The organism is Rhizorhabdus wittichii (assembly GCF_017607425.1).
Taxonomy (GTDB): Bacteria; Pseudomonadota; Alphaproteobacteria; order Sphingomonadales; family Sphingomonadaceae; genus Rhizorhabdus; species Rhizorhabdus wittichii.
In genome coordinates, this window is sequence record NZ_CP059321.1 from 24,294 (window position 1) to 37,468 (window position 13,175).

Here is a 13,175-nt window from a genome sequence, read left to right on the forward strand (position 1 = left end):
CATGCGGACCCAGGCCGCCATTTTCGAACGGAGCCATGCTCCGCTGACGCTGGACTGGATCGACGTTCGGTCGCCGGGTCCGCATGAGGTGCTGGTGGAATTCAGGGCGACGGGCCTGTGCCATACCGACCTGAGCGTGGTGGACGGCGCGCTGCCCTGGGCGGCACCCACGGTGCTGGGGCATGAAGGCGCGGGCGTCGTGCTGGAAGTCGGCCCCCATGTCACCCATGTCGCCGCGGGCGACCATGTGATCGGACATTCGCTGCCCCAATGCGGCACCTGCCCCTATTGCCTGTCGGAGAAAGCCAATAGCTGCGAGGAGATGCTGAACGGCAACGTCTTTGCCCGATCGGGCTTTTCACGGCATGGCGAAGCCGTTGGCGCCTATATGGGCCTTGGCACCTTTTCCAACCATGCGATCGTCCATGAAGACCAGATTGCGCGCATCCATCCCGACGCGCCGCTGGAAAAGGTCTGCACCATAGGCTGCGCCCTGGTCACGGGCGTGGGATCGGCGCTGTATTCGGCGGATATCGAGCCGGGCTCCACCGCGCTGGTCATCGGCCTGGGCGCGATCGGCCTGTCCGCGATCCAGGGCGCGCGCCTCGCCGGGGCGACCCGGATCATCGCCGTCGATACCAATGATGCCAAGGAAGAGGCTGCGCGCCTGATGGGAGCGAGCGAGTTCATCAATCCCCGGAAACTTGGCACCGACCTGACCCAGCATATATTGGGCATCACCGACCGGGGGGCCGACAATGTCTTCGAATGTGTCGGATCCGTCTCCGCACAGGAGGCCGCGATCGCCTGCACCCGGCCGGGATTTGGCGTCTGCTGCCTGCTGGGCATCGTTCCTTCCGGCGAGGCGTTGCAGCTGGAACCCTTCGCGCTGGTGACGGGCCGACGCCTCGTCAGCAATTCAGCCGGCAACACCAAGGTCCGCCGGGACGTTCCGAAAATCGTCGACTGGTATATGGAAGGGAAGATCCTGCTCGATCCCCTGATCAGCCATATCCTGCCGTTCGCGGAGATCAACACAGGCTTCGACCTGATGCGCAGGGGGCAGGCGATCCGGCCTGTCTTCCTGCACGGCTGAAGCGAAGGGCCGGCCGGCCCGCAATCCCGTTCCACCCTCCACAAGGGGAAAAGGCGCATGACCTATATCGAAGGTTTCATCATGCCGGTGCCCGTAACGCACCAGGAGGGCTTCATCCGGTTCAGCGCAATGGCCGACGAGCTATGGACCCAACATGGCGCCAACCGGATATTGGAATGCTGGCCGGACGACAGCGTACCGTCGGATTCTGGCGGGTTCAGCGCATCAGCCTGTTGCCGGGACGGGGAAATCGCCGTCTTCAGCTGGATCGAGTGGCAGGACAAGGCGACCAGAGACCGTAACATGCCGCTGCTGGAAGCCGCCATGCAGGCCGACCCGCGCTTCGATCCGGCGCTGTTCCCGCTCCCGTTCGACAATGACCGCGTCGTCAGCGGATGCTTTCGCCTGCTGCTCGAACGCGGGGAGCCTTCACCATCGCCCTATGTGCAGGGCTTCGTATTTCCCATCGACGACGGGCGGCAGGATGCGCTGTACGATGTCGCCGAACGCGCATGGGCGCGTCTTGGCCAGCAGGGGGCCTGTCGCCTGGTCCTGTCCTGGCAGGATGATTTTCCCGACAGCCGCCCCGTCGATTTTCCGGCCCTGACGGGGGCAGGCAGCCATGAAAGGACCGTCTTCGCCTTTGTCGAATGGCCATCGCGCGAGGCGTACAGAGAGCATGCGCAGCCATGCGGTCCGTCCGGCGACGATTTGCCGTTCGACCATGCCAGGATGATGGCTGGCTGCTTTACGCCCGTCATTCTGGCGACATGAGCCATCATGGCCCTTCACCCTGTACTCGCCGGCACAGCCCTATGTCCAAAATGCACTTGTCCGATGGCCAGCGACGGATAGCCTGTCGCCCGCCGAAGCAGGAAGAGGCCTTTGCGCCTTGCCCTGCACGGAGCGCATCTGCCGCATGTCATTCATGAAAGACTACAACCATGGCCCAGTTTCAGCTCATAGTGCGCAACGGGACGATCGTCGACGGGTCCGGCAGCGAGCCGTTTCAGGCCGATATCGGGATCCAGGCGGGCGTGATCACCGCGATCGGTACCATCAGCGAACGCGGCGATGAAGAGATCGACGCCACCGGCCGGATCGTCACGCCCGGCTTCGTCGATGTCCACACCCATTATGACGGGCAGATCACCTGGGAACATCAATTCGCCCCGTCGTCGCAGCATGGCGTCACGACGGTCGTGATGGGCAATTGCGGAGTCGGTTTTGCCCCCGTCCGGGACGGCGATCATGATCTGGTCATCCGCCTGATGGAGGGGGTGGAGGATATTCCCCAGATCGTCATGGCGGAAGGGGTGCCATGGAACTGGCGCACCTTCCCCGAATATCTGGACGCCCTGGCCGAGCGGAAGGCGGACATCGATTTCGCCTGCCAGCTGCCGCACAGCCCGCTGCGCGTGTTCGTGATGGGGGAACGCGGCGCCAATCTGGAACCGGCCACGGACGATGATCTGGAGGCCATGCGCGCGCTGACGCGCGAAGCGGTCGAAGCGGGTGCCCTGGGCGTATCGACGTCGCGCAACCTGTTCCATCGCTTCCGCGACGGCAAGCTCGCGCCGTCGGTCAACACGCCCGAGGACGAGTTGATCGCCCTGGCCAGCGGCCTTGCGGACGCCGGGTCGGGCGTGTTCCAGCTCAATCTCAACATCGACGCCGAAGCCGATGGCGAAGTGGCCGCCATCAGCAGGATCGCCCGCGAAACGGGACGCCCCGTCAATTTCAGCCTGCTCGACCTGGCGTTCCGGCCCGACAACTGGGGTACCTATGTCGAAGCGCTGCGACAGGCCGATGAAGACGGTATACCGCTGCGGGGGCAGTTCCTGCCGCGCCCGATCGGGCTGCTGTTCGGCCTGGACCTGACATTGCATCATTTCGCGCTGAATCCCAGTTTCCGCCCGCTCGCGAACCTGCCTCTGGCCGAAAAGGTCGCACGCATGCGCGATCCGGAACTGCGCGCCCGGTTGCTGGCAGAGGAGCCCGACGATCCCAATCCCAGCTTCGTCGCGATCATCCACAACGCCAAAAAGCTGTTCGCGCTGTCCGACCCGGCCGACTATCATCCCCGTCCGGAAGACATGCTGGATGTCAGGGCGCAGCAGGCCGGCATCAGCTTCAAGGAAATGGTCTATGACGCATTGCTGGAGGATGATGGTCGCGCGGTGCTGGCCGTGGTCGGCAGCGATACCGACGCCTATCTGGAAAAGACCAGGGACCTGTTCGACAGGCCCAATCTGGTCGTCGGGCTGGGCGATGGCGGCGCGCATTACGCGTCCGTGTGCGACGCCCCCTATCCCACCTATATCCTGACCCAGCGGATCGGGGAAAACGGCCTGCCGCTGCCCAAGGCGATCCAGGCCCTGTCGTCCAAAGCGGCGGAATCGCTCGGCCTGTACGATCGCGGCCGCCTTTCCATCGGGTATAAGGCCGACCTCAACATCATCGACATCGACCGCCTGACCCTGCATCGCCCCAGCATCGAACAGAGCCTGCCGGCAGGCGGCAAGCGGCTCGTGCAGAAGGCCCAAGGCTATGCCGCCACCATCGTGAACGGCGTCGTGACCTATAAGGAGGGCATTGCCACGGGCGCCCTGCCGGGCCGACTGGTGCGCGGGGAACAGCCGCGCCCCATGGCTGCATGACCAGCGCCATGACCCGCTCCGCCCCCTTGCGCCTGTGACTTTCCCTGCACATGGGTGCATATCGACTTTCGCCTCGCACCGTCTTCGCCTTGCGCGACCTGGAGTATGACTATGACCGACACGCTCGTTAATCTCGCCAGCCCCGACAAGCTGTTCATCGGCGGCGAATGGACATCGTCCCGGGGCGATGCCGGCATCGACATTGTTTCGCCATCGACCGAGGAGACGGTCGGGCGGGTGGCCATGGCGTCCCCGGCCGACATGGACCTGGCCGTCGCGGCCGCACGCCGCGCGTTCGATCATGGTCCATGGCCGCGCCTGACCGGCGCCGAGCGTGCCGTCTATCTGCGCCGCATCGTCGAGGAGATGGGCAAGCGCGGCGATGATTTCGCCCGTGCCTTTTCGATGCAGGTCGGGATGCCCTATGCCCACTCGCGGGGCATGTCGCCTTTCCTGGGCGGCTATTTCAAATATTATGCCGACCTCGCTGAACAGAACTGGCAGGAGGAAGTGCGTCCCGCGATGGCCGGCGGCCATGCCATTGTCGTGCGCGAACCGGTTGGCGTGGTCGTCGCGGTCGTGCCCTGGAACGCCCCCTTGCCCACCTTGGCGCTGAAGGTTGCCCCGGCGCTGGCGGCGGGATGCACGGTCATTGCCAAGCCTTCGCCGGAAACACCGCTCGAAGCGATGATCCTGGCCGAATGCATTGCTGCGGCAGGCGTGCCCGAAGGCGTCTTCTCGGTCGTCACGGCCGACCGGGACGTGTCCGACTATCTGATCCGCAAGCCGGAAGTCGACAAGGTCAGCTTCACCGGCTCCACGGCGGCGGGCGAGCATATCGCATCCGTCGTCAGCGCCCGATCGGGCCGGATCACGACGGAGCTGGGCGGCAAGTCGGCTGCCATCGTCCTGGACGATGCCGATATCGGCACGGTCGTAGGCGGCGTGATGTCGACCCTGGTCGGCCTGTGCGGACAGCAATGTTCGGCGTTCAGCCGGATCGTCGTGCCGCGTGCGCTGATGGGCACGGTGACCGACGCCTTTGCGGCGGCGATGCAGTCCGTGGTCGTGGGCGATCCCTTTCAGGACGGTACGCAGATGGGGCCGCTCATCGCCAGGCGACAGCATGTCCGCGTGCTCGACTATATCGAAAAGGGCAAGGCGGAAGGCGCCAGGATCGCGACGGGCGGCGGCCGGCCCGGGCATCTCGACAAGGGTTTCTTCGTCGAGCCGACCCTGTTCACCGATGCCAGCAACGACATGGTGATCGCCCGCGAAGAGATTTTCGGCCCGGTCGGGACGGTGATCCCCTATGACAGCGAGGAAGAAGCGATCGCGATCGCCAATGACAGCATCTATGGCCTGTCCGGCGGCGTCTTCACGCAGGACACCGACCGCGCCTATGCCATTGCGCGCCGTATCCGCACGGGCAATTTCGGGCACAACGGGCGCGTCATCGACTACAGCATCCCCTATGGCGGTTTCAAGCATTCCGGCGTGGGCCGAGAAGGCGGCATGGAAGGGCTGCACAGCTTCACCGAAGTCAAGGCCGTGTTCATGCCCGAACTGCCCACCCATTTGCGGGGATAATGCGAGAGCGCACCAGCCGGGGCTGCCCTGCACTCCCGACTGGTGCGCGAGCGGATTGCCGGCCCCCCGGGAAACCGGCCCGGCAAGCAGGCGTCTGTTAGCGGATCATGACCTGCTTGGCCGCCAGCTGCGCGCGAAAACCCGTGATGATGACGTCCAGGCCCCTGACGAAGGCGTCATAGCTGTTCATGCCGCCACGTGTCTGGATGTCCGGCCTGATGACCACCTCCTTGCGGTCCTGTCGCGTATCGGCGGTCCGCTGGCCAATCTGTTCCATCAGGAAATACCCCCCCTGATAGGTCAGCAGGAGATAGTTGACCTCGATCGCTTCATGCTCGTCGAAACCCGCGTCCATCAGCAGCCGGATGGTTTTCTTCATAAGGCGAAAGCCACTGGGGTAGAGAGCATTGGTATTGGAAATATACAGGCCAAGGCCGGGATAGCGCGCGATTTCATGATGCACCGTCAGGAAACCCCGGCGCAATATTTCATACCAGGGCGTGCCGTCATAATCCTGTTCGGGGACGACATTCATGACCCCGTCGGCAACCAGAGCGATCAGGGCCTGCTTGTCCGAAACGTGATGATAGAGGGCCATCGCCGTCACATCCAGTTCCGCCGCGACCCTGCGCATCGTCACCTGCTCGAGCCCTATCGTCTCCATCAGGTGCCGCGCGACCGAGACGATGCGCTCTTCCGATAAAGCGTCATCCTTTGCAGGGATTTTATCGGTCCTGGCCGAAGTAGATGCCTTGCCCGCCATTCCGTTCGCTCATCCATCCCGATCAAGGGCGCTGGCCCCGCTGCCACCGCATAGCACCCATGATGTAGGCCAAGATCGGCCGGTTGGAAATGCTTGGGATCTGCTGGTCATATCGGCATGAGCGCAGCGGCCCGATCCAACCATTCGCCACTAGAGCATCGCGCCAAAAAGTGGGTACCGGTTTTTGGCATAAAGCGATGCGAAAACAGAGAAATTAGAGCGCGCGACCTGCGTCATATTTAACGCAGCGCGCTCTAATCGATGCAGCAGAGCCTCTCGACCCTGCTGCATCTTAAAGGCTGTAAAGGGTGCCGGGACACCGGAACAATCGCCCCGGGTTCATCGGACCATGGCCACCCTAATTGCTGCGGGTCAGCGGCCGCCGGTAGGAGATGTCGGTCTTGTCGCGGCGATTTGGCCCGGTCGACAGGACAGGAGCGTCCGCCGGAATTTCCACGCCATCGAAATTGCCGGTATATTCGTTCACGCACACCCGATGGGCAATGGCCCAGACCCCTTCGCGCTTTTCGAAGCGATCGACATAGCGTCCGAATGATATCTGCGGGCGCCCTTCCCGATTTTCGCCCCAGAACACGTAATAGGTTTCGACATGCGCGGTATCACCATCCAGCTCGATCGTGTGGTTGGAAACGATGTGCTGATGCTTGAGCTGGTTTTCCGCATGCCAGGTCAGCGCCCAGTTGACGAAGTCCTTGGGATTGCCCTCTGCCACGCCATGTTCGTCCCAAGCATCGGGATGATAGGCCGACTCCATCAGGGCATGGTCGTGCCGGTCGGCACCACGCGTGTAGCGCAGCAGGCAATCGAGAATGTCCTGCCGATCCTTCTGCTGCTTGATGAACGCGATCAGATCCGGCGTCAGAACGTCACTCATGTCTCTCTCCTTCGGGTTGGCTTGTGTAAGCGGTTATGGCGATCAGGGGTGCAGAATGATCTTTTCCGTCAGGTCCCCGGCCTCTACCCACCGATGCGCCTGGGCCACTTCCGACAGCGGCAAGGGTCGTGTGGAGGCAACAGGGATGGTACCCTGCGCGACAAGCGCCCCGATGCGCGCAAGCCCGGCGCCATCGGGATGAACCGCGAAGAAGACAGGCGCCGACGGCAATCCATCCGGATTGATGGGCGTGGTCGCGGCCGTCAATATCCGGCCGCCCGGCTTCACCCGTCGACACAATGCAGCGACATGATCGCCCCCCACCATGTCGGCGACATGGTCGAACATTATGTCGGCCGGTGCCTCTTCGTTCAGGACGATGGCCTTATCGGCACCCAGCGACAGGGCCAGTTCCTGCTGGCTTGGCAGCACGGCGGCGACAACCTGTGCGCCCGCCTGCTTGGCTGCATGGATCGCGAACCGGCCGACGGAGCCGGCCGCGCCGGTTATCAGCACGATGTCCCCCGCCTGCGGGCGCACATGATTTTCGATGATCTGCATGCCCGCAAGGGCGGCGGTGGGCAGGCTGGCCGCGACATCCAGATCAAGCCCGGCAGGCACCCTGGCCAGCCATTCCGGCCGCGCAATGGCAAACTGCGCGTAGCCGCCCTTCACAAAGGTATCGAGCAGGGCGAAAACCCGATCGCCGACCGCGAAATCGCTGACGCCCGGTCCGACGGCATCGACGGTGCCGGCTATGTCATATCCCAATATATGCGGCAGCGGCAACGGCGCCATGTCGCGGAACATGCCTTCACGCCACTTATAGTCGGCGGGGTTTACGGCCGCAGCGGCGACTGCGACCCGCACCTGCCCGTCGCCCGGTTCGGGGGTGGGAACATCGACGAGGTGCAGGACATCCGTCGATCCATAATCCGAAAACTGAACTGCGCGCATATCGTCCATTCTCCCGGCAAGCGCCTGCGGGCTGCTGCCGCTGGCTGCTGATAATGTAGACCGAGCCCTGCGGCTCGGTCGGTCGACGGCCAGGCCCGATCGGAACAGAACCCAAGTCCAGTCCCGTCTCGAAACCCCGTGATAGTCAGTCCAGGGCCATCAGATGCGTATTGCTATAGGGCCTGATCTCATGATCGCGCCCCTCGCGCACCTGGTTGGCCCATTCCGGATTGGTAATGAGCATGCGACCTACCCCGACCAGGTCGAATTCCCCCGCCTCCAGCCGGTCGATCAGCGGATCGAGGCTCGCAAGACCGGAATCGCTCATGGAGCTTTCCGCGTCGTCGGCGAAGTTCGCGCGTTCCAGGCCGACAGACCCGACGGTCATGGTCGGCTTGCCCGTCAGCTTCTTGGTCCATCCGGCCAGGTTCAGGGCGCTGCCTTCGAACTCGGGTTCCCAGAAGCGGCGCGTCGAACAGTCGAACATGTCGACGCCGGCATCGACCAGGGGGCGCAGGAAGGTTTCCAGCTCGCCCGGCGTCTCGGCGATCTTGCAATGATAGTCCTGCTGCTTCCATTGCGACCAGCGGAAGAAGATCGGGAAATCCGGCCCCGCGGCCGCGCGGGCGGCCGACACCAGTTCCGCGGCGAACCGAGTGCGATTGAGCAGGTCGCCGCCATAATCGTCGTCACGCAGGTTCGTGCGCGTCCAGAAAAACTGATCGATCAGATAGCCGTGCGCACCGTGGATGTTGACGCCGTCGCATCCCATGTCCCGCGCTTCGACTGTCGCGCGCGCGAAGGAGGCGATGACGTCTGCGATGTCGCTGTCCGTCATGGCTTCGCCGATCTGCGCGGCTTCACGGATGGGCGTCACCCATCCGGCCGTGTGCACCAGCGGTTCGGCCCAGCCCGAAGGCCCGACCGGCGGCAGATGCGGACTGGGAATTTGCGGATGATCCGACACGGGGGACCTCAGCATGCCTGCGTGCCAGATCTGCGGAATGAAGCAGCCGCCTTCAGCATGGACCGCATCCACGACCGTGCGCCAGACGCCAAGGGCATCCTGCCCATGAAAAGCCGTGTGCAGCGTGTCGTTGGACGCGACCGGATGGTCGACCCTCGACGCCTCACCGATGCACAGGCCAACGCCACCCCGCGCCCGTCGCGCGAAATAGTCGGCAAGGCCGGCGGGCGGCACGCCGTCGTCGGCAAAATTGCGCCCCATCGGCGCCATCGCGATCCGGTTGGGCAGGGTCACGCCGTTGACGGTCACGGGTTCGAACAGAATCGATAAATCGCGCATAAACAACCTTGGCTAGGGAGAGAGGCTAGAAAAGGGATGAAAGAGTGGCGCTCCACAGATTCGCCATGCCGCTCCCTGGCCGGCGCCATGAGATAGCAGTGCCACTCATGCCCGGCGTAAACGCGGCAAAGACATCATCCCGAACTGGATAGGCACTCCATTCTTCCTGCCAAGGCCAGCCTTCCAACCATCACATCCGTGGATGACGAAGAAGCGCATCGGTTGCCGGGGCGATCATGAGGCATCCGACCAGTCCGGATCAGGGCATGATCCTGTCCGTGCCTGATCATGGATACAAAAGGCCGACATCATGCGGGCGTAGGATTCTCCGCATAATGCTGGAACTCGATGATAAGGCCCAGCGACAGGCAACTCGTTCCGATAATGTCCGTGTGGATGAAGGCATGATGCAGGTAATCCGTCTGCGCTCCGGGACTTCCCGGCACGAACTTGCTCGCTATCTGGGCGCGCCCTTTCAGTTCGGGATGCGCTTCGACCGCGCGCTGGAATCCGTCGACGGCCGCGCTCCATGATTCGAGTGAGGAATAGGCAATGCCGAAATGCGGCCGGTTCTGCGGCGCGGTCTTCAGCGCCTGCAAATAGGTCTGGCTCAGTTCCGCGACTTCCGGGCGCTGAAGCTCCTTGTCCAGAACCTGTTCGAACGCCCAGTGCTCGGGCGTGACCTCGGACGTGGTGATGCTGTTTTCGAGCAGGTTGCCGCTGGCCGTGTCACCGACGAAGCCCAGCACATATTTCCCGGAATCGACCACTTTCAGGCCTAGCGCTTCGAACAGTTGCGATGCCAGCGCCCGTTCTCCGGGGCGATAGACAGTCTCAAAATGGCTTAGCACCGTATATTCTGGTCGATTGGCCTGCACGATACCCTCTCCTCGGATTGTCCAGATGCATGATTGATCCCGCCGCACCGCATCCCGGCTGCCCCAGCCGGCTACCCGTTGCGATGCGGCACTGCCCCGATCCCGCCGACCTTTCCCGATGTCGCCGGAACCAGGGACAGCATGGCATTCGCCTTACGCGTCGACCGCTTCCTGATAGAGGCGACCCGAATTCACCTTGCCCGACAGCGTCGTGCGATGCGCGACCCGCTGTTGACCATAAGGATAGCCCAGCACGCTGTGGATCGTCCGGCGGTTGTCCCAGACGATCATGTCGTTGACGGTCCATTCGTGGATCAGCATGAATTCGGGCCGGAGCGTGAATTCGACGAGTTCCTTCAGCAGCGCGTCGCTTTCATCCTTGGGCAGCCCCAGGATGCCGACAATGCCCAGCGGGCTGATACCCAGTGACTTGCGCCCGGTTTCAGGATGCAGCTGGACGAGCGGGTGCACGACATGCGGCAGGGCAGGGAAGGACGGCTTGTCATAGGGGGCCTCTTCCATGGTCGCTTCGCGCAGCGACTTGGGCAGCCCGAACGGAACGCCGTTCAGGTCCGTGCGCAGGCAATGGCGCAGTTCCATCCCATCGATGCGCGCCTTCATCTCGTCCGACAGTGCATCATAGGCCTTTGCGGTATCGACCCAGCCGGTCTGCCCGCCTTCTTCGGGGATCTGCACCATACGCAGCAGGCTGCCCTTGCAGATTTCCGGCGTGTAGACGAGGTCCTGATGCCAGAACAGAAAGCCCGCCGTCAGCTTGCCATCAATGAAATAGCTGGGCGACATGGGCTTGCCGCCCCGGCTGACCTCGATGATCTGCTTTGTGCCCTCGACGCTGAGCGATTTCAGCGCGTAATTATCCTCATTGTCCAGAAGATCGCCGAACCACTCCGTCAGCGCCACCTGCGCGTCGGCGTCGGTGCCCATCTCCCGGAACAGCAATACGCCATAGTCAAGCCAGGCCGCATAGACGTCGGCCTTGACGGAATCACTGACCGGCGCGGTCAGGTCCAGCCCGACCACTTCGGCGCCGATATTGTTCAAAGGACGGAACTCGACTGACATTTCAGCACCTCTCACCAAAAGATCACAACATGCTTATCGGTATCGCTCTGCTTGCTCAGAGCTATCGATCCTCTTGCCGCATGCCACGGCAGCCGCCCGGCGCGGTTGCCATATACTAGTATGAAGCCGGATCGAAACCACCCCTGCGAGTCGCTTCGACCTTCGGCATTCAGCCTGATATTGGCTAGCATGCAGCATCGGCCCGCACAATGATTATTATACATGTATAGTTCGGAGATGCATGGCCTTTCGCAGCATGACGAGGTTGCGTGCCAATGCTCATGGCCCACCCCCGGCCGACGACCGCAACGGCGAATCAATCCCGGCATCGTTGCCGATCGGGCGAAAACAGGGCAGGCTGATCCCCGCACGTTCCTGCACAAACGCTATTTCGACCCGCTGTCCGATCCGCACGCTTTGCGGATCGGCATCGACGATATTGGTCAGCATATGCACGCCTTCATCCAGCAGGACGATCGCCACGACATAGGGCGGCGGCATGGCCTCGACCTGCATGGCGCGCACGATGGTCAGGGCATAAATCTCACCCTGGCCGGAGACGGGCGTCCACACCAGTGTCCCGCTGAGGCAGGCGGAGCAGACCAGTTGCGGTGTCCATTCATGGCCGCCGCATATGGCGCATTGCTGCACGACCAGACGGCCGTCATGCGCCGCCTCCCAGAACGGGGCGTTCAGCATGTCGATCGTGGGCAGTGGCCGTCCCGGCTCGCAGTCGGTCATTTCGCAATCACCAGAAAATTCGCCGTGCCGGTGGGCGATCCGGGGTTGGCGACCAACGCCAGCTCCGCGTCGGCGACATGGCGGCACAAGGTGGGATCATGGGTATGGACGCCCCCTGCCGCGCCGGGGCAATGATCGTCCACTTCCCCGCGCAACTGCCTGACGGCTTCCACGACCCGATACAGAAATCCGCCCAGATGGCCAAAGGACATCAGGCCGCCATCGGTGCAGGTCGGGTATCGACCGCCCAGTCCGAGTGCGCCGGAGAGCACCATGTCCTGTGCCTCCCCAACCCCCGCAATGCCGAAGGATTCAAGCTGATCAAGGACATGAATGGCGAAATTGTCATAGAGTTGCAGGATATCGAGGTCGCCCGGCCCGATCCCGGCGGCGGCCATGCGGTCGGCGATATAGGCGCGGACCGGTCGTGGATCGACCAGTACCGGCGGTTCGATATAGGGCGAGTTGGATTGCATCTCGCCGGCGCAGATGATCCTGTTGCCGCCCTTGCGCGTGTCCGCCGCCCGGTCCGACCGCGCCAGCACCACGGCGCCACCGCCGTCATTATTGGCACAGCACATCAGCAGCGTGAGCGGATCGGCGATCATGCGCGAAGCCAGGACATCCGCGCCCGTGACCAAAGGTCGCCCGCCATAGAGCGCCGCTGGATTGAGGGCCCCGAAATTGCGGATGGTCGCTGATGCCTGCGCCATCGCATCGATGACATCGGGTCCACGCTCATGCACCCATCGGGATGCGACCAGGGCATATTGCGCGGGCGTGAACGACCCCGTCCAGCTCGTAAAGGCGCTGCCATCCTGATAATTCTGCTTGCGATAGGCTGGCGACGCCGCACCGCTGAACGCACAGACCACGACCGCGACATCCAGCAGCCCGGCCTGGATCATCGCGGCCGCCTCCATCACGGCGAGCACGCCATAATTGTTCGATCCCCAATGCATGGGCTTGCCCAGCTGCTTGCCCCAGAAGCCCTGCATCCCGCCGGAGATCGCGGCATAGCCCAGCGGCCAGTCGAGCGGCGCGCCCAGCACCGCATCGACATCGTCCATGTCCAGCCCGGCATCGGCCAGCGCCCCCCGGATCGCCTCGATCGCCAGCGAAAGGCTGGTCCGCGGTGCATGGCTGCGCTTCTGTTCGGTCGTATGGACGCCCACGATGCGCACGGCGTCCAGCGCCGTCCTACCC

Annotated in this window: 12 protein-coding genes; 4 read left to right on the forward strand and 8 right to left on the reverse strand. The window is 63.3% G+C overall.

Annotation, left to right across the window (positions count from 1 at the left end):
- Position 1: 1 nt before the first annotated feature.
- The 4 genes from HRJ34_RS28535 to HRJ34_RS28550 all read left to right on the forward strand — a co-directional run bounded on the left by HRJ34_RS28535 (position 2) and on the right by HRJ34_RS28550 (position 5,346).
- Complete coding sequence (locus HRJ34_RS28535; protein ID WP_208634686.1) at positions 2-1,096, forward strand: alcohol dehydrogenase catalytic domain-containing protein; 1,095 nt, start codon at positions 2-4, stop codon at positions 1,094-1,096.
- Between the two features lie 57 nt (positions 1,097-1,153).
- Positions 1,154-1,870 (forward strand): DUF1428 family protein, encoded by a 717-nt coding sequence (locus tag HRJ34_RS28540; RefSeq protein WP_208634687.1) that lies wholly within the window; start codon positions 1,154-1,156, stop codon positions 1,868-1,870.
- 170 nt (positions 1,871-2,040) lie between these two features.
- Positions 2,041-3,756, forward strand: coding sequence for an N-acyl-D-amino-acid deacylase family protein (locus HRJ34_RS28545; RefSeq protein WP_208634688.1), 1,716 nt, complete (start codon positions 2,041-2,043; stop codon positions 3,754-3,756).
- Between the two features lie 111 nt (positions 3,757-3,867).
- Positions 3,868-5,346: an aldehyde dehydrogenase gene (locus HRJ34_RS28550; RefSeq protein ID WP_208634689.1), complete on the forward strand. Its 1,479-nt coding sequence runs from the start codon at positions 3,868-3,870 to the stop codon at positions 5,344-5,346.
- Positions 5,347-5,443: 97 nt separating this feature from the next.
- Here HRJ34_RS28550 and HRJ34_RS28555 read toward each other — a convergent pair whose 3' ends face one another.
- The 8 genes from HRJ34_RS28555 to HRJ34_RS28590 form a co-directional block, all read right to left on the reverse strand.
- Positions 5,444-6,109, reverse strand: a complete 666-nt coding sequence (locus HRJ34_RS28555; RefSeq protein ID WP_208634690.1) for a TetR/AcrR family transcriptional regulator — start codon at positions 6,107-6,109, stop codon at positions 5,444-5,446.
- Positions 6,110-6,467: 358 nt separating this feature from the next.
- A complete protein-coding gene (locus HRJ34_RS28560; RefSeq protein ID WP_208634691.1) occupies positions 6,468-7,004 on the reverse strand; it encodes a nuclear transport factor 2 family protein in 537 nt (178 codons plus the stop codon).
- A gap of 42 nt (positions 7,005-7,046) precedes the next feature.
- On the reverse strand, positions 7,047-7,970 hold the full coding sequence (locus HRJ34_RS28565; RefSeq protein ID WP_226949252.1) for an NADP-dependent oxidoreductase: 924 nt from the start codon (positions 7,968-7,970) through the stop codon (positions 7,047-7,049).
- A gap of 136 nt (positions 7,971-8,106) precedes the next feature.
- Positions 8,107-9,267: an NADH:flavin oxidoreductase gene (locus HRJ34_RS28570; protein ID WP_208634692.1), complete on the reverse strand. Its 1,161-nt coding sequence runs from the start codon at positions 9,265-9,267 to the stop codon at positions 8,107-8,109.
- Positions 9,268-9,575: 308 nt separating this feature from the next.
- On the reverse strand, positions 9,576-10,145 hold the full coding sequence (locus HRJ34_RS28575) for a hypothetical protein (protein WP_208634693.1): 570 nt from the start codon (positions 10,143-10,145) through the stop codon (positions 9,576-9,578).
- Positions 10,146-10,298: 153 nt separating this feature from the next.
- On the reverse strand, positions 10,299-11,228 hold the full coding sequence (locus tag HRJ34_RS28580; protein ID WP_208634694.1) for a TauD/TfdA dioxygenase family protein: 930 nt from the start codon (positions 11,226-11,228) through the stop codon (positions 10,299-10,301).
- A 279-nt stretch (positions 11,229-11,507) separates the two neighbouring features.
- Complete coding sequence (locus HRJ34_RS28585) at positions 11,508-11,969, reverse strand: Zn-ribbon domain-containing OB-fold protein (RefSeq protein WP_208634695.1); 462 nt, start codon at positions 11,967-11,969, stop codon at positions 11,508-11,510.
- Positions 11,966-13,153: a thiolase family protein gene (locus HRJ34_RS28590; RefSeq protein ID WP_208634696.1), complete on the reverse strand. Its 1,188-nt coding sequence runs from the start codon at positions 13,151-13,153 to the stop codon at positions 11,966-11,968. Before HRJ34_RS28590 ends, HRJ34_RS28585 begins: the two co-directional genes overlap by 4 nt.
- Between the last annotated feature and the right edge of the window lie 22 nt (positions 13,154-13,175).

Excerpts from the sequence above, each read along its gene's own strand:
- HRJ34_RS28540 (WP_208634687.1), top strand. The coding sequence starts at position 1,154 with ATGACCTATATCGAAGGTTTCATCATGCCGGTGCCCGTAACGCACCAG.
- HRJ34_RS28545 (WP_208634688.1), top strand. The coding sequence starts at position 2,041 with ATGGCCCAGTTTCAGCTCATAGTGCGCAACGGGACGATCGTCGACGGG.
- HRJ34_RS28580 (WP_208634694.1), bottom strand. The coding sequence starts at position 11,228 with ATGTCAGTCGAGTTCCGTCCTTTGAACAATATCGGCGCCGAAGTGGTC.
- HRJ34_RS28585 (WP_208634695.1), bottom strand. The coding sequence starts at position 11,969 with ATGACCGACTGCGAGCCGGGACGGCCACTGCCCACGATCGACATGCTG.
- HRJ34_RS28555 (WP_208634690.1), bottom strand. The coding sequence starts at position 6,109 with ATGGCGGGCAAGGCATCTACTTCGGCCAGGACCGATAAAATCCCTGCA.
- HRJ34_RS28560 (WP_208634691.1), bottom strand. The coding sequence starts at position 7,004 with ATGAGTGACGTTCTGACGCCGGATCTGATCGCGTTCATCAAGCAGCAG.
- HRJ34_RS28565 (WP_226949252.1), bottom strand. The coding sequence starts at position 7,970 with ATGGACGATATGCGCGCAGTTCAGTTTTCGGATTATGGATCGACGGAT.
- HRJ34_RS28535 (WP_208634686.1), top strand. The coding sequence starts at position 2 with ATGCGGACCCAGGCCGCCATTTTCGAACGGAGCCATGCTCCGCTGACG.
- HRJ34_RS28570 (WP_208634692.1), bottom strand. The coding sequence starts at position 9,267 with ATGCGCGATTTATCGATTCTGTTCGAACCCGTGACCGTCAACGGCGTG.
- HRJ34_RS28550 (WP_208634689.1), top strand. The coding sequence starts at position 3,868 with ATGACCGACACGCTCGTTAATCTCGCCAGCCCCGACAAGCTGTTCATC.